This window comes from Thiomicrorhabdus sp. ZW0627, assembly GCF_029767005.1.
Classification (GTDB): domain Bacteria; phylum Pseudomonadota; class Gammaproteobacteria; order Thiomicrospirales; family Thiomicrospiraceae; genus Thiomicrorhabdus.
Genome location: NZ_JARUQR010000004.1, coordinates 71545 through 93726, shown reverse-complemented (window position 1 = coordinate 93726; position 22182 = coordinate 71545). Strand labels below are relative to the sequence as shown.

Sequence of the window (22182 nt, the reverse complement as noted above, 5' to 3'; positions counted from 1 at the left end):
GGGATTAAACCGGGTTTTTCGGATCAATTCCCAAGGTTTTCAGTTTGCGGTAGAGGTTGGTGCGGTCAATGCCCGAGCGTTTCGCGGTTTCCGAGACGTTGCCTCCGGTTTCCCTGAGCAGTTGGCTCAGGTAAGCTTTCTCAAACTGATCTTTGGCCAGCTTGAGGTTGATACTGGTGTCGACACCGAGTTCGCTGACTTCCGCCGTTTCGGATTTTGTCAGGGCGGATTTGACCTCGGTATCGGTGATGTCGCCATTACCGAGAATGAGCAGTTTCTGCACGATGTTCTGCAGCTCTCGGATGTTTCCGGGCCAGCTGTACTGACGCATGATGTTCTGTGCCGGTACGCTGAAATGGCGGTAATTCAACCCATCGTGGGTGACGAAGTAGTTGATGAAGTGTTCGATCAAATCCGGGATGTCTTCGGTATGTTGCCTAAGCGCAGGTATGTGAATCGGCATGACATACAGGCGTTGGTAGAGGTCGTCACGAAAATCGCCCTGCTTATGTACGCTTTCCAGACCGTTTTTGCTGAGGGCGATAACGCGCAGATCCAGTTTTACACCGTCTCGGTTGTAGGCGCAGGAATAACAGTGGTCGAGAATGATTCCGGCCAGTAAGGTCTGCGCCTGCGGGTTCAGTTGGTCGGCATTGGCGATGACCAGAGTGCCGCCGTCAATCCGTCTTAGTTGGTTGAGCAGTTCGGTATCTTCGGATTCGAGCGCGTTTTTGGCCAACAGGTTGAAATCTTTTGCGTAAAAAGTCAGCAGGCCTGCTTCTTTGCGGTCACTGGTTTTGTGGACCGCTTGGGCGAAATGCTCTTTACCGGTTCCGGCTTCACCCAGCACCAAGATCGGCATGCTGTATTTGGACAGTCGCTCGATGGATTCGCGTAGAGCGATGATGAGCTTGCTCTTACCGATTGGGAGAATCTGTTCAGGCAAAGTTTGCTTGAGTTGACGGTTTTCCTGGTTGAGTCGGGTGTGCTCCAGGGCGCGTTCGGCAATGACAATCAGTTTCGCAAGTGAAAGCGGTTTTTCAAGGAAGTCGTAGGCACCCAGTTTGGTCGCTTCAATTGCCGTTTCAATGGTACCGTGACCGGACATCATGACGATGCTGGTTTGCTCAAGCAAGGGATCTTGTTGCATTTCTTTGAGCAGAGTGATGCCGTCTATGTCCGGCATCCAGATATCCAGAAAGATGACATCAGGCACATTGGTCTTCCAGCTACTTTTGGCTTGGACACCGTTAGCGGCGGTTTCAATTTGATACCCTTCTTCTTCAAATATTTCCTGCATTAGATTGCGGATGTCTTTTTCATCATCCACAATCAAAATCTTGCCTGGCTTCATGCGCTCTCTTCACTCAAGATAATCGGTAGGTTTATTATAAAACAGGTTCCCTGTTCCGGGGACGACTCCACACTGATTTGGCCGTTGTGTTCTTCGACGATCTTCCTGACGATCGCCAGACCTAATCCGGTTCCTTTAGGTTTGTCTGTGGCGTAGGGTTCGAATATCCAGTTCTGTGCCTCTTCGCCGATCCCCGCTCCATTGTCGCATAATGTGAGAGTCACTTGGGAAAGCTCGTCGTTACAGATCGAGCTGATGACGATGTTCGGTTCCGGAGTATTCTCAGTCGCTTCAATGGCGTTTTTAATCAGGTTGTGCAGAAGTTGGCGGAGTCTTGATGCATCGGCCATCATTTCCGGACAACGTTCGTCCAGTGCCTGTTTGATGGTCCATTTGGCATCCGAGCCGCGGTACATCAGGATGATGTCTTCGATTAGTTGATTGATATTGATTCTACGGGTTTCGATCTGAGGTGTGTTTGCGTAATCCGTGAACGCCTGCACCAGCGTCTGCATGGTGGTGACCTGTTCGGTGATGGTGTGGGTCATGCGCTCCAGCAGGGCCTGATCGTCCGCTTCCAGTTTGTTGTGCAGTTTGTAGTTGAGGCGTTCGGCGGAAAGTTGGATCGGCGTCAACGGGTTTTTGATTTCGTGTGCCAGACGGCGGGCGACATCGCTCCATGCAGCATGCAACTGGGCCTGAACCAGTTCGGTGATGTCGTCCATGACGATGACGAATCCGCCAACTTTTTGATCGATGCTTGGCAGGGTTGATCCGTGTAGCAGTAGAATCTTCTGAGTCTGTTTGCAGGTGAATTTGTACTGCATATTCCACGGTTTGACGCCTTTGTCGAACATCGGTGAGATGTGTTCAAACAGCGCTTTCAGGTGGGTATTTTCCTCATGTTCGATCAAGTCGCTGAAACGTTTTCCGACATGGCTGGTCAGATTGGTGTTAAGGATGGCTGCTGCCGCGTCGTTGGTGGTACGTAGACGTTTGTTCATGTCAAAAGTCAGAACGCCACTGGATAGGTTCTGGATGATCGCTTGCAGATAGAGCTTCTGGACTTCGGTCTGTTGATGTCCGATCTTGATGTCGTTTCGCGCCTGGGCGATTTTCTGAATCATGTCGTTGAACGATTGGATCAGTGTGCCGAATTCGTCATCATGGTCGGCTTGCATCTTGATGCTGTAATCCCCCCTGGATACCGCAGCGGTTCCTCTTCCAAGCGTGCGCATAGGACGTGTCAGGTTGTGTACGGCCTGAATGGTGAACAGCAGTGCAGTCACCATGGTCAACAGCAACACCATGGTCAGGATCATGGTGAAACTGGTGGTGAGCGGCCCCTTAAGATAAGAAAGTTCTTTGTATTGACCGGAAGCGACCTTGACGGATTCCGCGAGTTCGGAGATGCCGCTCGGGATGTTGAAGATGACCTGCAGGGCATAGTTTCCGTTCAGCTGGATATCCGAGAAAGGAATGATGACTCGGATGATCTCCTGTTCATGGGTCGAGTTCGGAAGAGGCTCGATGGCCGCATAGGTTTTCTTCTGGCGGATTTGTTGGAACAGGTTGTCGCCCGGCGGAATCGGCAGGATATCTGTGTCGTTAAGGCTGCTGAAGGCGATCAGTTGTTGGTTGGAGTGATAAAGCGCCACTTCCTGGGCGTTGAGTTTGGTACGCAGGGTACTGACGCCGATAAACGGTGAAGAAGCGATTAACGGACGGTTGTCTTTGGCAACACTTAGTGTCAGGTTGAGGCTGTCGATGGTCTTGTTGTCTAAAGTCGTACGAACCAGGGTCGCGGCATTGCTTAGGGCAGTGTCGGTTTTGACGTCAAACCACTGGTTGATCCCTTGATGGATGAAGTTCAAGGCGAAATAGAAGATGATCGTAATCGGAATCCCGAGCAGGAACGTAAAAATCGTGGTGATCCTGAGGGTGATTTTGATACCGGGACTTTTCTGCTTATAACGCTTTCTCAGCATGAGGAGCGTACGTACGAGCATGACCAGCAGCAAGCTGATACCGGCAAAGCTGAAAAACAGCAGGCTCGAGTAGGCCTCGGCAAATTCCGATGCATTCTGCAGTATCTGGCTCATCATGATGAGAGCGATCAGCAGTGCACTCGATAGGAGCGCTAACCAGCCATATTGTTTTACCAAACGCCAACTTGTTAATTTCATAACCAACTCTTTGGAGTGTAGATTGTGGTTTCAAACCAGCCGCTGTCCAGCTTCCAGTCCGAATCTAAGAAGGAATTTAACACGAGTGGCGCCGGGAGTCTCCAGCGATTCAGTCGAATTCTCAGTTTTAGCGTGTGCTTTTGCCCAGGGTGCAGTTCAGACAAGGGGAGCACCGGAAAGGAAATCAGAGTTCCCAGTGTGGAGAGGGCTCTGCTTAAACTGGAAAAGTGTTGGATGTTGTTGTTTCGTTTGTTGATCAGTGTATATCGATTATTGAATCCCGAATAATGGAGTTGTGTCTGATAGGCCAAATTCAGACGTTCGCGATCGTATTTGACGCCTAGAAGGCGGTGATGTTCTGTGAATACGATATCGGTTTCGAATGTAATGGTGATTTCGTTCTGAATGGCCTCCAGAATGACATCGGGCAGATGAAATTGTGTATGTGAGTCGAACAGCAACATCTGATCTTCTTGGTAATCAGTGACCTGAATGATGCGGATTTCGTCTGACGCATTGGCATTAGACATCAGACCGAAGTTTGCCATAAAGAGTATTGGAAGCAGTCGCTTAGCAATCGAGTGCGGAAACTGTTCTCTTGCACGCATGAACTGGATGAAGTTGCTGGAGAACGTTTTGATGTGAGTGATCCCCGCCACTTGCATTTACTGTTCCTTTTCCAGCAGACAGTAGAAAAATCCATCCATGCCGTGTTCGCCCGGTAGAATTTGTCTGCCCGGCGTGTCTGAAAAGCTGATGCCCCAATCTGCTTCAATCGGAACGACTTTGGCTGAGGATTCTTGGTCGATGAAGTGTTGCATCTGCAAGGTGTTTTCTTGAGGCAGGATCGAACAGGTGGCGTAAAGCAGTCGCCCGCCCGGTTTCAGTAGGGGCCAGAGTGCCTTCAGTATGGCATTCTGAGTCGTAACGAGCTGCTCAATGTCTTCTTCTGTACGGTGCCATTTGATGTCGGGATGGCGTCGGATGATTCCGGTTGCCGAACAGGGAGCGTCCAACAGGATTTTGTCAAACAACTCTCCGTTCCACCAGTCATCCGGTACCGAAGCATCTCCCGCCGCATACTCGGCTTCCAGATTAAGTCGGTGTAGGTTTTCTCCTAGACGGTCGAGACGTTCCGCTTCTTTTTCCAGCGCGAATACACGGGCCTGGTTCTCTGACAGTTCCAGCAGATGCGTGGTCTTGCCGCCCGGTGCCGCACAGGCGTCCAGAATGTGTTCGTTGGGCTTTGGCTGTAGTAGGTTCGCGGCTTGTTGAGCCGCGGCATCCTGAACGCTAAAGCCACCTTCGTCATAGCTTGGAAGCTGGGTGATGTCGGTACTTTGCTGTAGTAAGACGCCTTGCGGTGCCCTAGGGTGTTCCAAAGCTTCGATGCCTGCTTCTTCAAGCGTTTCCATAAAATGCTGGCGGCTCTGGTAGTGGGTGTTGACCCGTAAGGTCAAAGGCGCCTGCTGGTTGTTGGCATCGAGAATGGTTTGCCAATGATCCGGATAAGCTTTTCTCAATGTCTTGACCAGCCATTGAGGGTGCGAGTATTTGTAGGCCGGTTTGAGGTCGACTTCGTCGCAGATGGCTTGTTTTTCACGCAGGAAATTGCGCAGCACACCGTTCACCAGCGCTTTAGCCCACGGTTTTTTAAGCGATTTAGTGACCGAGACGGTTTCGGAAACCGCCGCGTGTTCCGGCGTGTCCATGTAGAGAATCTGGTACAGTCCGAGCAGAATCAGCTGGTTGACGTCCTCATCCTTGGCTTTCATCGGTTTCTTCAGTAAGTGGGTGCGAATCGCTTCCAAGCGCTCTTGCCAACGCAATGTGCCCAGTACCAGGTTCTGAGTGAAATTGCGTTCTCTGCGGTCACTGAATTGCGCCAGACCTTCAGGGAGCGTCTGACTCAGAGAGCGACCGTCCACGATGACGGTCAGGCAGATTTTGAGAGCGACGAAACGGCTGTTGATCGGTTTGGACTGACTCATTAGAAGCTATGCCCGAGAAGTTGGCGAGCCTGTGCGAAATCATAGGCGGACATCGCTTTTTTCCCGGCGGGTTGGACTTGTGTCAACCAGATGGAGGCCGTTCCGGTTTCAATCAGAACCCCTGATTTTTCCACGGCGAGAACCAGGCCGGGCTGCTTTTCACGGTCCGAATGTTTTTCGGAGTCGTCAGCCATGCGGGCACCTAGAATTCTCAATGGTTGTTCCTGAAAAGTAGTGAAGGCCACTGGCCATGGGTTGAATGCCTGGATTTTCCGGACAATAATTTCCGCCGGCTGGTTCCAGTCGATTTCCGCTTCGGCTTTGGAAAGCTTTTGAGCGTAAGTGACTAGAGTTTCATCCTGTTTTTCAGGATTCAGACTCTGGTTTTGAACTTGTTCCAAGGTTTGCATTAACGCCTCGGCACCCAAAGTACTCAAACGGTCGTGCAGGGTTTGCGCTGTGTCGTTTTCGTCTATTGGTGTGTAGACCTTGTACAGCATGTCTCCGGTATCCAATCCGACATCCATCTGCATGATGGTGACGCCGGTTTCTGCGTCACCTGCTTCAATCGCACGTTGGATCGGCGCCGCACCGCGCCATCTAGGCAGTAGCGACGCGTGGATGTTGAGACAGCCGTATTTAGGTGTTTCTAATACTGTTTTCGGAAGAATCAAGCCATAAGCGACCACGATCATGATGTCGGCATTTAAGTCTGCCAGCGTCTGTTGAGCCTCTTCATCACGCAGTGTTTCAGGCTGGAAGACCGGGATATCATGCTCAAGAGCCAGATTCTTTACTGGGCTGGCAGTAAGCTTGCGCCCTCTCCCCGCCGGTCTGTCCGGCTGGGTGTAGACGGCGATGACTTCGTGCTGCGAGTCAATCAACGCTTGTAACGGAGCGACTGAGAAATCCGGCGTTCCGGCAAAAATGACTTTCAATGCTTGGCTCATAATCGGGGGTTACTGTTCTTCTTGTTGGAGTTTGCGGAACTTCTGCAATGCACGGGTGCGTTTGAGGCCGGAAAGATGATCCACAAACAGTTTTCCGTTAAGGTGGTCAATTTCGTGTTGGATGCAAACGGCCAACAGGTCGTTCGCTTCGAATTCGATCATTTTGCCGTCACGGTCCATGCCACGTACCAGAATGTCACTCGGGCGGTCTACTTTGGCGTAGACGCCGGGTAGAGACAAACAGCCTTCTTCCCAGGTAATCTGTCCGGCCGATTTGACGATTTCAGGATTGATTAATGCGATCGGCTGATCATTCTTTTCGGAAACATCAACCACGATCACGCGTTCCTGAACCGCTACCTGAGGAGCGGCAAGACCGATTCCCGGTGCATCGTACATGGTATAGAACATGTCGTCGATCAGCTTGTCGAGTTCGTCCGTCATCTCCGGCACCGGAGTGCAGATTTCTCTAAGTCCTTGTTCTGGATATAGAACGATGTCGAGTTTTTCCATAGCGTCGTTTATACTTGTTTAATTCACATTGCTTATATTATATCTGACTATGTCAAGTTTTTCCGATTTACCCAGTCTCATTCCCTTTCATCTGAATTTTTTTTCGTATAAGCAGTTGCAGAAAACCGTGGCGCATTTCGGCAGTTTGAAAACCGCTTTGCAGGCAACTCAAGCCGACTGGCAAAATGCGAAAATCGTCGGTGACAAGCAAGTGGATGGTTTATTTGACGACGCCTTGGAAAAACGCATCGATGAAACCCTCGAATGGGGGCAGGGATCGGGGCAGGAATTGTTGGCGATTGGTGCGGACGAATTTCCTGACATGTTGAAGAAAATTGATGATCCACCGGTTTTGCTGTCGGCGCGGGGGTCCGTTTCTTTATTGAATGATCCGCAGTTGGCCATCGTCGGGAGTCGCCATGCTTCCAGGCAAGGGGTTAACACGGCCAAGGATTTTGCACATTTTCTTTCGGATCAAGGGTTGGGGATTGTCAGTGGTCTGGCTTTGGGAATCGATACGGCGGCGCATGAAGGTGGCCTGCTGGGAATCGGTAAGACAGTTGCCGTGGTGGCCACCGGCTTGGACCGGATTTATCCAGCCGCCAACAAGGCACTGGCGCATCAGATCGTCGAGGAGGGGGCGATGGTTTCGGAGTTTCCTTTGGGAACCAAGCCGCTAGCTTACAATTTCCCTAAACGCAATCGCATTATCAGTGGTTTGAGTGTCGGTACGCTTGTCATCGAAGCGGCGGTACAGAGTGGTTCTTTGATTACAGCCAAGACGGCGTTGGATCAAGGTCGTGAAGTCTTTGCCGTTCCCGGTTCGATTAATAACCCTCAGGCGAAAGGGTGTCATCAGCTAATCAAACAAGGTGCAAAACTGGTGGAATCCGGTCAAGACGTGCTGGAGGAGCTGGTTTCGGTTTTGGGCATCGATTGGACGGCAGAACGTGAAAAGGATCAATCATTATCGGAAGGCGCTTCCGGAGACAGTAATACGTCGCCGAAAAACGGTATTTTGCGTTATATGGAATACGAACCGGTCGGCCTGGACGAATTGGTGGTACTCAGCAAGATGCCCGTGTATGAAATACAAAGTCAGTTGACGATGTTGGAGCTTTCGGGGGAGATTGAAGCGATGTCGGCAGGACGCTGGCGAAGAATTCGATAGGCGTTGCTTGCAGTTATATCTCTTTAGTTAAGTTGTACCGTGCAGGTAACACGACTGCCGTTTTTAGAGAATTCGAGTCTGTCGAAACTCAGTTTATTCGCCATCATGATACCGCGGCCGTGGTTGTCCATTGCTCGGTCGATGGAGAAGTCCATAAAAGGCTGGTAGTCAAAACCTTTCCCCATGTCTTCGATTGTGATGTCCAGATGGTTGGTGTGATGTTCGACCTCGACATTGACGAATTTCTTTTTGTTTTCCGGAAGCGAAGCACGGCGGGCAATTTCAGCTTGCCACTGATCGTTTTCGATCAGTTTTGTCTTTTCTTCATAGCCGATCCCCAAGTTTCCGTGCTCAATTGCATTGAGCATCAGTTCGAATAGGCCGATCCCGATTTTTTGCGGATCCCGGGTTAAAAAAGCCAGAATGTTGGACAGGTGTTTGGCCTGGTCGATGGTCTTGAAGGTGAAGTGGGCGTCCTGAAGAAGGTTAAGCGCTTCCGAGAGACTGACCGCTTGGCGTGTAATTTCCAAGTGGTTGCTGAAACCTTTGACAGCGGCATCTACGATGGAAAGTAAGTGCGCCTTTGAAAACGGTTTAAGAAGATAATAAAATGCGCCGGCTTGGATTCCGCGCTGAATATCTTCATGGCTATCAGCTGATGTCTGGAGTATGGCCGGAACCAGACGGTAGTGAATATCGTTTTTGAGTTCGATCAGCAGGGTGATGCCATCTTTGAACGGCATGCGGTAATCAAAGACGTAGGCACTGAAATAGTCGTAAGGGTGGTCGAGAATGATCTGTTTGGCCATGACGCCGTCGGTTGCCGTGACGATCTCATAGTTGGTCGAATCGAAGTAGGCGCACATCAATGCCAAATTGGTCGGGTCGTCGTCGACAAGCAACAATCTGTGGCGTTTTTGATTGGCAGTTTGGGTTGGCAGCATGAGTTCGGCTTCTCGAAGCTTTAATAAGTAATTAATTTATATCAATATGTTATTTATAGCCATACCTAAGTAAAAGTTTGTACTTTGGTTTTGTTCATTGTATAGCTTTTTTCACCTACAGGGGAAAAGGTTTTATAAAAAAAACAGGTTAGGTGAATTTTAAGTTTGCAAATTACAGAAATTTTTTGCACCCTTTTAAAAAGAAAAAACGGCCCTTCCGATAAATTTTAGAGTTTTAACTACATGACAAATTTGGTGATAGTCGAGTCCCCCGCAAAAGCAAAAACCATTGAAAAGTACCTGGGAAAGGACTTTACCGTACGCTCTAGTTATGGGCATATTCGTGACATTCAGAAAAAAGGGATGGGAATCGACCTGGAGAATGGGTTCGAGCCGAACTATGAGATTTCCGCCGATAAGAAAAAAAATGTAGCGGAACTGCGAAAGCTTACTAAACAGGCGGATTCCGTTTGGTTGGCGACGGATGAGGACCGCGAGGGGGAGGCGATTGCCTGGCACCTTGCGGAAGCCTTGAATCTGGATATCGACACGACCAAGCGTATCGTTTTTCATGAGATCACCAAGCCGGCGATTCAGCAAGCGATTGCCGAACCGAGAACGGTGGACATGGATTTGGTGAACGCCCAGCAGGCGCGCCGGATTCTGGACCGTATCGTTGGTTTCGAACTTTCGCCGATTTTGTGGAAAAAAATCCGAACAGGCCTGTCTGCCGGACGTGTGCAGTCGGTTGCCGTGCGTCTGATTGTCGAGCGTGAGCGTGAAATAGAAGCATTTGAGTCGACGTTCGTTTTTCGTGTTCAGGGAGTCTTGAATTTATTGGATGATTCCGGCAAGCCTGTCGGAGACCTGGAGGTTAAGCGAACGGCCACCTTCGATACGGAAGAAGAAGCCACTGCCTTCCTGGAGGCAGTCGCCAAGGCGAACTTGTCGGTGATGTCGCTGGAGGAGAAACCCGCCAAGCGCAGCCCGAAAGCGCCGTTTACGACTTCGACATTGCAGCAGGAGGCTTCCTCCAAGCTTGGCTTCTCTGTAAAGCAGACGATGATGGTCGCCCAGCGTTTATATGAGTCCGGAAAGATCACCTACATGCGTACCGACTCCGTGAACTTGTCCGAGTTGGCGATTTCCCAGGCGGAAGATGTGATCAATAAGGATTACGGGAAAGAGTACAGCCATCCGCGCCGTTATAAGACCAAGAACGCCGATGCGCAAGAGGCGCACGAAGCGATTCGACCAACCGATTTTTCCATGCAGAATGTAGAAGGAGAACGTAACGAGCAACGTCTGTATCAGTTGATTTGGCGACGCGCTATTGCATCCCAGATGTCGGATGCGCAACTTCAGCGTACTACGGTTGAAATCGGAATCGATAATCTGCCGGGCGATAAGTTCACGGCCAAAGGTGAAGTGATCACCTTTGACGGTTTCCTTAAAGTCTATGATTTGGATAAATCGGATGATTCGGGGTTATTGCCTCCGATGAAAGTCGGTCAGGCGTTGCAGATTGAAGAGATGGGTGCTCGCCAGAGTTTTAGCCGTCCTCCGGCACGTTATAACGAAGCGAGCCTGGTTCGTACTTTGGAAGAAATGGGAATCGGGCGTCCTTCAACTTACGCACCGACCATCGATACCGTTCAGCAACGTGGTTACGTAGTGAAGGAAGATCGTGAAGGTAAAGAACGTATTTATCGCCAGATCACCTTAAAGGACGGAAAAGTTCAGGCGGAAAGCTTGACCGAAATCGCCGGAAGCGAGAAGAATAAGCTTTTCCCTACGGATATAGCGGGTGTTGTTACGAACTTCTTGATTAAGCATTTCGGTGATGTATTGGATTATCAATTCACGGCGAAAGTTGAGGATAAGTTCGATAATATTGCTCAAGGACAAGTCCAATGGCAGGCCATGCTGGAAGAGTTCTACCAGCAGTTTCATCCTAAGGTGGTTTCGGCCGAAGACGTTTCCCGTGAAGAGGCCGGTCAGGCCCGTTTGTTGGGTGACGATCCGAAAACCGGTAAGCCGATGTATGTCAAGATAGGTCGCTTCGGACCTTATGTCCAGTTGGGTGACGGTGAAAACGAAGAGAAGCCGATGTTTGCAAGCCTGATGCCTGGCCAGAAAATGGATGTGATCACCCTGGACGAGGCATTGGAACTGTTCAAGCTTCCTCGGGAAGTGGGAGAGATGCCGGAGTCTTATGAGGCTAAGGCGGTTGATGGAACGGTATTCGGTGTTGAAAAAGGACAAAAGATCATCGCCAAACAGGGGCCGTTCGGACCTTATCTGGAATACGGGCCGAAACAATATGCTCCGATCAAAGGGTTTGATCCTTTAAGCATCGAGTTGGAAGAGGCTGTCGCGTTGATCGAAGCGAAAATCCAGGCGGATGCCGATAAGATCGTGAAAACTTTCCCGGGCACGGATGTGAAAATCCTTAAAGGTCGTTGGGGGCCTTATATCACTGATGTGACGACTAAGAAGAACGCGAAAATCGCTAAAGACGAAGATGCTTTGGAGCTGAGTTTGGAAGAGTGCCAGAAGCGTTTGGACGAAGCACCTGAACCTAAGAAGCGTGGACGTGCGGCGGCCAAGAAACCTGCAGCTAAGAAAGCGCCTGCGAAGAAGGCAGCAGCTAAAAAAGCACCGGCCAAGAAAACCGCTGCAAAAAAGACTACAGCTAAGAAGACCGCAACCAAGAAGACTACGGCTAAGAAAACATCTTAACCGGGATGGATTTGAGGTGAACTGAACAGGCCTGTCTGGATTTATTCTAGGCGGGCCTGTTCTTTTTCAGGGTGCGTGGTTTGCACCTGGAAAGTCAAATCCAGCTGCGAAGTCGGGCTATTGTCAGAAAAGACTCTGAATTGCCCTTTGCCCGCCCGTTTTGCTTGGTACATTGCAGTGTCAGCAGCTTTCATAAGTGATTTTCGATCCTCGGCGTCTTCAGGATAGTGGGCAATACCGATGCTGGAACCAACTTGGATTTCATGTTGATTGACAGTGATTGGTTGTCCAAGTCGTTTACCGATGCTGTTAGCCAATTCACTCGCACTCATTTCGGTTTCATCACGGTCGTAGAAGAGTACGAATTCGTCACCGCCCACTCTAGCCGCGAGCGCTGATTCCGGAATTAAGGATGTGAGTATTTCACCGACGTTTTGCAGAAGCTGGTCGCCGATGTCATGGCCGAGCGTATCGTTTACGGTCTTGAAGTTGTCAAGATCCAGGAACAGTAATGTGGTTGGCGTATCCTGCGCGAGCGTTTTTTCCAGTTCATTGTACAGTTTGTTGCGGTTGGCCAATCCGGTCACACTATCAAGGTTCGCAAGGTTGTTCAGGGCGTGTTCAGTACGTTTTAGATCGGTTATGTCCGTATGGGTCAGGATGTAGTGTATGCGTTGGGTGGTTTCGTGAAGAATTTTCTGAATGTTGACGATGCTGGCGTGATCCAGTTTGCCGTTAGCACGGTGTACGGAAAGCTCGCCGCGCCATTGATTGTTGTGCTCAAGCTGGCTGAGGATGTCGGACGGACGACCATTTTGAAGCAACTCGAGGAGTTGTTCCAGACTCATGTGCTGAATCGCATCTCGATCGAGATCCAGTGATTTCGCCAATGCCTGGTTGCATCGAACCACCTTTAGCTGTTCGTCGGCAATCACAATTCCTTCGGAGGAGTGTTCGATGATAGTTGCATCCAGCTCCAGTTCTTCTTCGATCCATTTCTGTTCACTTACGTCCAAGCGGATGGCGCTGAGCTTTTCAATGTCTCCGTAAGGTGAATAGAAAATCTGGCCTTTGTCATGAACCCAGAGGTAATGGCCGTCTTCGTGGCGGACTCTGTGAGTACATTCAAAGCGTTGATGTTCGCCACTCAGTATCTTGAGCATTTGTTTTTGGACTGCTGATTGGTCTTTCGGGTGGATTCGGTTTTTCAGATCGTTCAGACTGTTGAGAGGAAGGTCTTTCTCAAGTCCGAGCATGCTCTTCCATTGCGGTGAAAAATCCGCTTGGTTTTTCTTGATATCCCATTCCCAATAGGCGAATTGATCGCTCTGCATCAGGGTGATGATCTGATTTTCTTCATTTTGATAACGCGACTTCAATTCCTTGACGGTTTTTTTGTAGCGTTGTTCCTGTTCGTTCAGGCGCTGTTGAAGTTGTCGGTTCTGTAGTAGCATGACGCCGTAGAAAACGGCGAGTAGCAGCAGTAACAGCATGATTTGTTCTTGGACGGAAAGAGGGAGTTGTTCGATTGTAGGCTGCAAAAAAGGGAGAGGATGCATCAGGTGCAAACTGAATGCGGCCAACAAACTCCATGTAATCAACAGCAAGGGCTGTATTGAAAATGATGAGATGATTCTGCGCATGACTGTAAGCATCCGTTATTACAAGTCGGATGAATCATTATATATACCTTGCATATTGTGCGTAATTGATTGTTAAAACAGGGGTATAAGTAAAATTTTGGCTTGAGTGGTGGAGGTGTTTTGAACAGGCCTGCTGAGATGGCGGGAAGGCATTTGGCGTGACTTTTTTGTCTTTGTTCCGGTATGTCAGTCGTTCTGGATTGCAATCACTTTTCCATCTTGTGGTGGATTTTAGTAAAATACCGTTTTTGTGTTTTTCCAAGCCATCGGCTCGTGTTTTACGCCCAACCGTATCCAGTTTTAAGAGAGAGCTCCATGAAGCAGCAAATTGTGCAGATTTTGATGAACGTTGTTCAACAGTTAAAAGATCAGGGAATCCTTCCGGAGGATGCGAGTCCTCGAATTAATGTTGAAAACACGCGTGATAAATCACATGGTGACTTGGCGACAAACTTGGCGATGATGTTGACGAAGGCGGCTGGAATGCCGCCAAGAGCCTTGGCTGAGAAGGTGGTCGAACTGATTGAGGCGATGGAAGATCGCGGTGCGGTGGAGAAAGTGGAAATCGCCGGTCCTGGTTTCATTAACTTTTTCGTGAAAGACGATGCCAAGTTTGCCGTGATCGAGCAGGTTTTTGCCCAGAAGGAGAAATTTGGGCGTTGCAATGTCGGTCAGGGGCGATCCGTTCTTGTGGAGTTTGTATCGGCCAACCCGACGGGGCCTTTGCATGTCGGTCATGGTCGAGGCGCCGCTTATGGTGCCAGTGTTGCAAGTCTTTTGGAAGAGGCTGGATTCAAGGTAGACAAAGAGTACTATGTGAACGACGCTGGTCGTCAGATGGACATTCTTGCAACCTCGGTCTGGTTGCGTTACTTGGCTTTATGTGGCGAAGAGTTTGACTTCCCGAGTAACGGTTATAAAGGCGATTATGTTTTCGAAATCAGTGCGGAGCTGAAACGCGAGCACGGTGAGTTGTTGAGAAAGCCTGCTTTTGAAGTATTCACCGGTGTCTGTGCAGATGAAGGACAGACCGACGGGGATAAAGAGAAGCATATCGATGACCTGATTTCAAAATGTAAGAACCTGTTGGGCGCTGCGCATTATGAAACGGTATTTGCGATTGGATTGAACACGATTCTGGAAGACATCAAAGAAGACCTTGAAGGCTTCAATGTGAGTTTTGAAAACTGGTTCTCAGAACGTTCTTTGATGGAGACCGGTGTGGTGGATGCTGCGATTGAGAAATTGCAGGCCTCCGGAAAAATTTACGAACAAAACGGCGCTTTATGGTTCCGTTCGACCGACTACGGAGACGAAAAAGATCGCGTTGTGGTGCGTGATAACGGTTTGAAAACTTATTTTGCCTCAGATATCGCCTATCACTTCAATAAGTTGGAACGCGGTTACGATATTTTGATCGATGTGTGGGGATCGGATCACCACGGTTATGTCCCTCGCGTCAAAGCCGCGATGGAAGCCATGAATACCAACCCTGAAGCATTGGAAGTGCTGTTGGTTCAATTCGCCATTCTTTATCGAGGCGGTGAGAAGTTGGCGATGTCGACTCGAAGCGGTCAGTTTGTGACCTTGAGAGATTTGAGAGACGAAGTCGGGTCGGATGCGGCACGTTTCTTTTATGTGCAGCGCAAGTCCGAACAGCACATGGATTTTGACTTGGATCTTGCCAAGTCTCAATCGAATGACAACCCGGTGTATTACATCCAATATGCGCATGCGCGTATCTCAAGCGTTTTGGAGCAAGCGGCTGAAAAGGGCATGGCTTTGGATAGAGAGGCCGGTATGGCGTCACTGGATAAGCTAGAGCTTGATCAGGAAACTGATTTGGCTGTTCAGCTGGCTAAGTATCCGGAAGTTATTGCCCGTGCTGCGGTGGCGTATGAGCCTCACCAGATCGCTTATTACTTGAAGGATCTGGCGCATGGCTTACATAGTTACTACAACGCTTGTCAGTTTATCGTCGAGGACGATACGGTGAGAAACGCACGTTTGACTTTGATCCTGGCCGTTCAGCAAGTATTGAAGAACGGTTTGGCGATTTTGGGAGTGTCCGCTCCTGAGAAAATGTAATGTCTCGAGATTATCGATACGGCCATAACCGGAATAAAACCGGATTTCAGCGAAGATCGCAGCAGTCTGAATCCGGTAATGCTCGAGGTCGATCAGTCGGAAAGGTTTGGGGCGTTGGTTTATTCGTTTCATTGAGCTTTCTGGGCGGTTTCTGGGTGGCTCAGCACTTCATCAACAATAAAGCGCACGGCGAAGTTCAACCGCCTTCTAAAATTTATAACGAAGTTAATACGGCGCAACAATCCCAGTCCGAGGAACAAACCACGATCACGGTAGAAGCGGTTAAGCCTCAGGAATTACCTAAAGACATCCCTGAAAAAGCGGAAAACGTTTCAGAAAAGCGTTCTTATAGTTTTTATCAAGGTTTGAAAGAGACGGAAGTGATTGTTGATGCTGTACCGATTTCAGTCAAGTTGGACGATGCTTACTATATTCATGCCGGTACTTTCGGTTCTGAAAAAGTCGCTTTAAGAGAGCAGCAGCGTTTGGCCCGCTTGGGACAACAGGTTGAGGTATCCAGAGTTCAAAAAGGTCAACGCGTTTATTATCGTCTTCGGGTTGGACCTTATGACGACCGTTTGGAGATGAACAAAAAGCGGAATGAGTTGCGCCAACTGGGCGTAGACACCTTATTGGTCAAGGCCCCTAAAAAGTTAGCGGCCAATGATAAAGGTGAGAATCGATAAAAAAGGTTCTGATTTGATTGAGCGAATTGTTTAATGAAATTTTTCGATCAGATCAAATTCGTCTTTGACGGTGTTTCGGCCGCTTTTTTTGGCGAGGTATAAGGCCTTGTCAGCTCGGGTAATAAAGGATTCACTGGTGTCCTTTTTCCCGTCGAATTCCGCGATGCCAAATGAGGCAGTGATTTGAGTAAGCGGCTCTTTTGAGTTCTTGCGTTTTAATACTGCCGATTCAATCGCTTCACGAATCTGTTCGGCACGCGCTCTTGACTCTTGAAGCGTAGAATTGGGTAGAAGAATTGCAAACTCTTCTCCACCAAAGCGACAGATGGTTTCCGTTTTACTCTGGTTTCTCTTCATGATATTGGCGTAATAACGCAGAACGCTGTCACCAATCAAGTGACCGTAACTGTCATTGAATTCCTTGAAATGGTCGATGTCGCTTAGAATGAGACATAGATTATTTGGCCGCTCTCCGTTTTCAAGGATCAACTCTTCCAAGGTTTCATTGAATGCTTTACGGTTGCCTAGTTCCGTTAATTCGTCTGTCATGGCCGCAGCTTGCGCAGTGATAAGGTCATGACGCAGCTTTTGAACCTCATCGGAATTCATAATCATTTCTTGTTGAATCGCCTTGCTGTTCTCGCTCATTGAGTGTGCTGCACTAAGCATGGTGTCTGTAATGCGTTTCAGGTCATCGGGATTCAGGTTCGGATTCGATAATGATTTTGCGCAGTCGTCCAAGTCTTTTGTCTGTTGCTCCAGTTTGTCGCTCCAGACATTCATTTTTTGAATCATAAGGTTGATCAGACGCCTAAGGGCGCGATCGAATTCAGAGCTGTCTTCGTTCTCGTCTTGCAAGAACTCTTGGTATAGGCGTTTACCGGCACGGTCGTCGTAACCGAAAGGATCGTTGAGAATCGTCTCCATTTCCTGGCGGAATTGTGCATTTTCTCCCTTTAAATACTGGTACCAGACATAGTAATTTAGGGGAGTTGGATTGATGTTCAGTTCGTTAAATCTCTCAACCAGTTCGAGAAAGATGCGTTTTGCATTTTCAGGGGCATCATTAATATTGATCATGCATCGAATCCAAATAAAATGTCGGCAAAAAAATAATAGAATTATCTGAATTTTAACATAAAAAGACGGCAGTTCTATCAGCTAAAATCATTGATTTTAGTGGGGTTGACTGTTGTTTGTGATTTTCTTTATCTGGTTAATCAAGGTCAAAAATAGTATAGTCAGATAATTATCTGAGTTATTAAAATTCCCCGCTCTGGGAAGACATTAAATAAGGGGCTGAAATGCTAAATCCAAAGCAAATTGAAGAAACGGTTCTTAAAATCACACAGGCGATTCCAAACGGTTTTGGTCAAACGCCGGATAATTTCAAGTCACAAGTGAAAGCCATCCTGACAGCCAGTTTTGAAAAAATGGATCTGGTTTCAAGGGAAGAGTTTGACATACAGATGGCCGTACTCGCAAAAACGCGTGCGAAACTGGAAGCGTTAGAAGAGAAGGTTGCGGAACTGGAACAAGCTCATTTAACGGACAAGTAAGTCTGGTTTGATTGAGTATTTATAGTGTTTGCTTCTGTTTTAACCCGGGCTTCTTTAGGCATCAATGCTCCGCAGGTCACGGTGGAAGTGCATGCGAGTAATGGATTACCTGCTTTGGCGATCGTCGGGTTGCCGGAAGCATCTGTCAAAGAAAGTAAAGAACGTGTACGCAGTGCAATCCTGAATAGTGGTTTCCAGTTGCCACCAAAGCGAATTACCGTCAATTTGGCTCCTGCGGATCTTCCTAAATCCGGTGGTCGATACGATGTTGCGATTGCCTTGGGAATCTTGATCGCTACTGAGCAACTTCAAGTCGATGCTTCTGGTTATGAGTTTTTTGGTGAGTTGGGCTTGAATGGCGAAATCCGGAGTGTTCCGGGTATTTTGCCTGCTGTTTTGCACTGTAAGGAAGCCGGTAAAACGGCGGTGGTCCCATTTGCAAATCTTGAAGAGGCCTCTTTGGTCAAACCCCAGATTGAACTGGAAGCTTCTGTTGCGGTGGGTGCAACGACGTTATTGGAGTTGTGCGGTTACTTGTTAGGAAGGAATCCGTTGACTGCACCGGAAGGTCATTCCGATTTCGTAGAGGATTATACATTTGATTTGGCGGACGTTGTTGGTCAGACTCAGGCTAAAAGAGTGCTTGAGTTAAGTGCTACCGGCGGGCATTCCGTTTTGATGGTAGGTCCTCCTGGTTCCGGCAAGAGCATGCTGGCTTCCCGTTTAGTGACGTTATTGCCGGAATTAAAGCAGGAGCAGGCGATAGAGTTGGCTTCGATACAGTCGGTATCTGGGCAGGAAGTGGATGTTCGTGGCAGGTTTCAACGAAAAATGATCAGTCCACACCACACTGCTTCTTCGGCCTCTATGGTGGGAGGTGGTACGATTCCCAAGCCGGGTGCAATTAGTTTGGCTCATCATGGTGTACTTTTCCTTGATGAGTTGCCGGAATTTTCGAGGGGCGTTTTAGAGGCGCTTAGAGAACCGCTTGAAAATCACCATGTCGAGATATCAAGGGTGAACCATCATATCCGTTACCCGAGCAAGTTTTTATTGGTGGCTGCTATGAATCCGACACCGTCCGGGTATTTCCCTGACGATCCTTATGGCCGTTGCAAAGATACGCCTGAACAAATTTTACGTTATCAAAAGAAGATTTCAGGTCCGCTTTTGGATCGAATTGATCTGCATATAGAAATCCCGCCTGTCGATATTGATTCCTTGCAGCATAAGAGAGATCAAGGGTCTGAGGATAGTCGAACAATTAGAGGGCGAGTGACAAGGTTGCATGCATTGCAATATGAGCGTCAAGGGTGTTTAAACGGCGATTTGACACCTGTTCAGATTCAGCAGCTGATAACAATCGATGATTCGGGAAATCGATTGCTTAAGAATGCCGTTGAGCGCATGGGTATTTCAGCCAGAAGTTATCATCGAATTTTACGCGTAGCCCGTTCTTTGGCGGATATGGCTGGCAGTGAGCAGGTTGAGTCCGTTCATTTGGCCGAGGCGCTTGCTTACCGCAGTTTTGACCGTAATTTGGGAAGTTTTTGATGGAGTCGATGTTACTCACCTCGTTAGTCGTTGGTCTTTTGGGCGGAATTCACTGTTTAGGTATGTGCGGCGGTGTTGTTGGGGCTTTGACGTTTGGTCTTAATGTTAATGTTCAGCAAAGCTGGCTAAGAATGCTGCCTTATCAACTGGCTTACAATCTGGGACGAATTTCAAGCTATATGCTGATCGGTGCTTTGTTTGGGTACTTAGGGTCAACATTAGGTTCTTTAGTCACGTTTCTTCCCGCACAGCAGATACTGCAAATGATAGCGGGTAGTTTTATGATTGGGCTGGGTCTGTACTTGGCAGGTTGGTGGTACGGTATTGTTGCAGTTGAAAAACTGGGGCAGAGAATTTGGGGTCGGTTACAGCCTTATGCCAAAAAGCTTTCTCCTGTTGAATCGTTACCGCAGGCATGGTGGTACGGTTTGGTATGGGGATGGTTGCCTTGTGGTTTAGTCTACAGCATGTTGATCATGGCCTTGAGTGCCGGAGGCGCTTTAGAAGGAAGTATGGTGATGTTGGCGTTTGGTTTGGGTACGTTGCCTAATCTGATGTTGATGGGGGTGTTCGCATTTTATTTCACCCGCTTGGCTCGGAAGAACTGGGTTAGGAAAATTGCCGGATTAGGTGTGATGGCAATGGGTGTATGGCAGATTTATTTAGCAATTATATTGAATATTAAAGCCTAGTGGTTTGATGGCCACTAGGCTTTAATGGGGTTTAATAATCTGTATACTCTTCCTCTGAACCGACCATGTCTAGACTGACATTCAGGTTTTCGAGCAAGTTACCCATGCCGTTCAGAATTCGGTATTGGGATATTTTGTATTCATTCTCGCTTGTCACCAATGTTCTCAAGGCGCTGATGTACTCATCTTCCGTATTAAGTAAGTCGAGCAAAGTTCTACGTCCCAAGCTAAACTGCTTGCGGTAACCAACAAGTGTTTCATGTGTAAGTTTGATATGCGCTTGGATGTAGGCAAGCTGTTCACCAACATATTGATGAGCATTCCATGCATAACGTAAATTCTCAATGGCTTGTCTTCTAGAGTTATTACGAATTTCAATTGCTTGGTGCATGGCGCTCGCTGTACGACTTCTTTCCGCCTTGTCCTTACCGCCATTATATAAGTTATAACGAAGTCTTAGCATGGCTTGAAGGTGTTCGTCTCGGCCTTCGATCCCTGACAGGTTGTGGTCATAGGTTTTTTCTACTTCCAAATCAATGCGAGGGTAGTAAGCACTTTTTGACAGGTCATATTGCGCTTGAGCTTGAGCGATATCGGCATTGGCAGAACGGATTGTAGGGTGGTTCAGCAGCGCGTCATTTATCGCTTCCTCTTGTGAAGCCGGTAGTTTGGCATCAAAAATTGGCGGAATCAATTCGCTATCGGGAAGGCGACCTAAAACTCGCTGGAAACGCGAAAGCGTATCAGAATAATTGTTCTTTTCGGCCATTAAGTTGGACTTTGCCAGTGCCAAACGAGCTTGGGCTTGATCAACCTCAACTTGATTGCCGATTCCGGCCTCACGGCGTTGAATGATTTGATCGAGGATTTTCTGATGTGTCTCAACATTATCTTCGGAGAGCTTGACCAGCTCTTTTTCTTTGATAAGGTTGATGTAAGCTTCCGTCATATCAAGTGCAATCTGATTTGCTTTGGAAATTACTTGATAAGAGGCAGAGTCAAGACGGCGTTGTTGACGTTTGATCTCATTCTCGGTGGCAAAGCCCTCGAAAATATTTTCGGTCAAGCGAACGGCACCCTCTCTTCGAGTTAAGCCATCGCCCCCTGTATTATCAAGAGGGATGCTTTGGCGATCGACTTCTTCGTAACCGATACCGGCTGACAAGTCGATTCTTGGATACCAGCTACCTTTTGCACCTTCAAGTTCTGCTTGAATCGCTCGGTAGGCCTTGATCTGTTCACGGACTTCAGGGTTGTGCATGATGGCGTCTTCGACGGTTTCCTGCAGCTCCATCGCATAAGCCGTACCAAAAAGGCTGGAAACAGGAAAAATCATACAGCCGATGAGGGTTAAATAAGATCGCTTAAATGTTTTCTGTTTAAATGTATTCATTTTCCTCTCCTTATCAGAGACTATGCAAGTGGATGGTTGTGCTTCAGGTTTTTCATTACATCCCTGGCGTTGACCAGTTTTGAACTTTTAATACTAAACTTAATCTATCCTTTACGGTTAGCTTTTGAAAAATATTTTGCAAATGGGCTTTGACCGTTCGTTCGGTGATATCCAGTGATTGAGCAATTTCCTTATTGGTTTTACTCTGTAAAACCCAGCTTGTCACTTCAATTTCTCGATCAGTCAGTAAATCTTTCCAGCCATCGTCAGATTTTGGTGCATGAGTAACGGATTCAATCATGGCTTGCATGATATTTTGTCCTAGCCAAATGTTACCAACCTGAACGGTTTCAATCGCTTGCTGAATTCTGTTTTTATTGGCAAACGTGTTTAAATAGCCTTTTATGCCAAGCTTAAAGAAGCGCATGCTCTCTTCTACGGAAGGCTTGTTGCTGAATAATAGAATGTCCAGTCCACGTTTTGACAGGTCAGCAATTCTGGATTCCGCAGCGTCTTCGGTTTTATGTAACAAAAGTAAACTGTTATTAATCTCTATGCTCGGTGATTCTAGGTCGTCCAAGTTGTATAGGATTTGCGGTTCTCTCTCGCACGCGCTTAACCATGTATTTAGAGCATTCGGATTTTGTACATAAATGAGAATGGGCTTCATTATTAAAATTACTCTTTATATGGTTATCCTAGTCACTCAAAAAAAT

The 22182-nt window shown here is 48.0% G+C and carries 18 protein-coding genes; 7 read left to right on the top strand and 11 right to left on the bottom strand.

Features of this window, described 5'->3' with window-relative positions:
* Positions 1 to 4 precede the first annotated feature (4 nt).
* Genes QCB45_RS09110 through def form a run of 6 tightly spaced genes read right to left on the bottom strand, consistent with a single transcriptional unit; the run spans position 5 to position 6994 of the window.
* Complete coding sequence (locus QCB45_RS09110) at positions 5 to 1354, bottom strand: sigma-54 dependent transcriptional regulator (protein WP_279420646.1); 1350 nt, start codon at positions 1352 to 1354, stop codon at positions 5 to 7.
* Positions 1351 to 3540, bottom strand: coding sequence for an ATP-binding protein (locus QCB45_RS09105; protein WP_279420645.1), 2190 nt, complete (start codon positions 3538 to 3540; stop codon positions 1351 to 1353). The genes QCB45_RS09110 and QCB45_RS09105 overlap by 4 nt, the downstream gene beginning before the upstream one ends.
* A complete protein-coding gene (locus QCB45_RS09100; RefSeq protein ID WP_279420644.1) occupies positions 3537 to 4205 on the bottom strand; it encodes a DUF4390 domain-containing protein in 669 nt (222 codons plus the stop codon). The genes QCB45_RS09105 and QCB45_RS09100 overlap by 4 nt, the downstream gene beginning before the upstream one ends.
* Positions 4206 to 5531 carry a 16S rRNA (cytosine(967)-C(5))-methyltransferase RsmB gene (gene rsmB, locus QCB45_RS09095; protein WP_279420643.1) on the bottom strand — a complete coding sequence of 442 codons (1326 nt, stop codon included), beginning with the start codon at positions 5529 to 5531 and terminating at the stop codon, positions 4206 to 4208.
* A complete protein-coding gene (gene fmt, locus QCB45_RS09090) occupies positions 5531 to 6481 on the bottom strand; it encodes a methionyl-tRNA formyltransferase (protein ID WP_279420642.1) in 951 nt (316 codons plus the stop codon). The genes rsmB and fmt overlap by 1 nt, the downstream gene beginning before the upstream one ends.
* A gap of 9 nt (positions 6482 to 6490) precedes the next feature.
* The gene (def, locus tag QCB45_RS09085; protein WP_279420641.1) at positions 6491 to 6994 is read right to left on the bottom strand and encodes a peptide deformylase; all 504 of its coding nucleotides are present in this window, start codon (positions 6992 to 6994) and stop codon (positions 6491 to 6493) included.
* Positions 6995 to 7109: 115 nt separating this feature from the next.
* Between def and dprA the strand changes: the two genes are divergently transcribed.
* Entirely contained in the window at positions 7110 to 8165 is a 1056-nt protein-coding gene (gene dprA, locus QCB45_RS09080) for a DNA-processing protein DprA (protein ID WP_279420640.1), read from the top strand.
* A gap of 23 nt (positions 8166 to 8188) precedes the next feature.
* Here dprA and QCB45_RS09075 read toward each other — a convergent pair whose 3' ends face one another.
* Positions 8189 to 9109, bottom strand: a complete 921-nt coding sequence (locus tag QCB45_RS09075) for a response regulator (protein WP_279420638.1) — start codon at positions 9107 to 9109, stop codon at positions 8189 to 8191.
* 243 nt (positions 9110 to 9352) lie between these two features.
* Here QCB45_RS09075 and topA point away from each other — a divergent pair, with 243 nt between their 5' ends.
* Positions 9353 to 11851, top strand: a complete 2499-nt coding sequence (topA, locus tag QCB45_RS09070; RefSeq protein WP_279420636.1) for a type I DNA topoisomerase — start codon at positions 9353 to 9355, stop codon at positions 11849 to 11851.
* A gap of 41 nt (positions 11852 to 11892) precedes the next feature.
* Here the strand turns inward: topA and QCB45_RS09065 are convergent, their stop codons facing one another.
* Complete coding sequence (locus QCB45_RS09065) at positions 11893 to 13494, bottom strand: sensor domain-containing diguanylate cyclase (RefSeq protein WP_279420635.1); 1602 nt, start codon at positions 13492 to 13494, stop codon at positions 11893 to 11895.
* 315 nt (positions 13495 to 13809) lie between these two features.
* Here QCB45_RS09065 and argS point away from each other — a divergent pair, with 315 nt between their 5' ends.
* Complete coding sequence (gene argS / locus QCB45_RS09060) at positions 13810 to 15582, top strand: arginine--tRNA ligase (protein ID WP_279420633.1); 1773 nt, start codon at positions 13810 to 13812, stop codon at positions 15580 to 15582.
* On the top strand, positions 15582 to 16268 hold the full coding sequence (locus QCB45_RS09055) for an SPOR domain-containing protein (protein ID WP_279420631.1): 687 nt from the start codon (positions 15582 to 15584) through the stop codon (positions 16266 to 16268). The genes argS and QCB45_RS09055 overlap by 1 nt, the downstream gene beginning before the upstream one ends.
* Positions 16269 to 16298: 30 nt before the next feature.
* Here the strand turns inward: QCB45_RS09055 and QCB45_RS09050 are convergent, their stop codons facing one another.
* A complete protein-coding gene (locus QCB45_RS09050) occupies positions 16299 to 17348 on the bottom strand; it encodes a GGDEF domain-containing protein (protein ID WP_279420629.1) in 1050 nt (349 codons plus the stop codon).
* 224 nt (positions 17349 to 17572) lie between these two features.
* Between QCB45_RS09050 and QCB45_RS09045 the strand changes: the two genes are divergently transcribed.
* From QCB45_RS09045 to QCB45_RS09035, 3 genes are read left to right on the top strand one after another with little or no spacing between them, the layout of a single operon-like run.
* Positions 17573 to 17827: an accessory factor UbiK family protein gene (locus QCB45_RS09045; protein WP_279420627.1), complete on the top strand. Its 255-nt coding sequence runs from the start codon at positions 17573 to 17575 to the stop codon at positions 17825 to 17827.
* Between the two features lie 21 nt (positions 17828 to 17848).
* The gene (locus QCB45_RS09040; protein WP_279420764.1) at positions 17849 to 19381 is read left to right on the top strand and encodes a YifB family Mg chelatase-like AAA ATPase; all 1533 of its coding nucleotides are present in this window, start codon (positions 17849 to 17851) and stop codon (positions 19379 to 19381) included.
* Positions 19381 to 20073, top strand: coding sequence for a sulfite exporter TauE/SafE family protein (locus QCB45_RS09035; protein ID WP_279420625.1), 693 nt, complete (start codon positions 19381 to 19383; stop codon positions 20071 to 20073). Before QCB45_RS09040 ends, QCB45_RS09035 begins: the two co-directional genes overlap by 1 nt.
* 31 nt (positions 20074 to 20104) lie before the next feature.
* On the opposite strand, the gene QCB45_RS09030 is transcribed toward QCB45_RS09035, so the two are convergent.
* A complete protein-coding gene (locus QCB45_RS09030; protein WP_279420623.1) occupies positions 20105 to 21466 on the bottom strand; it encodes a TolC family outer membrane protein in 1362 nt (453 codons plus the stop codon).
* 55 nt (positions 21467 to 21521) lie between these two features.
* Positions 21522 to 22136 carry a response regulator transcription factor gene (locus tag QCB45_RS09025; protein WP_279420622.1) on the bottom strand — a complete coding sequence of 205 codons (615 nt, stop codon included), beginning with the start codon at positions 22134 to 22136 and terminating at the stop codon, positions 21522 to 21524.
* Positions 22137 to 22182 lie beyond the last annotated feature (46 nt).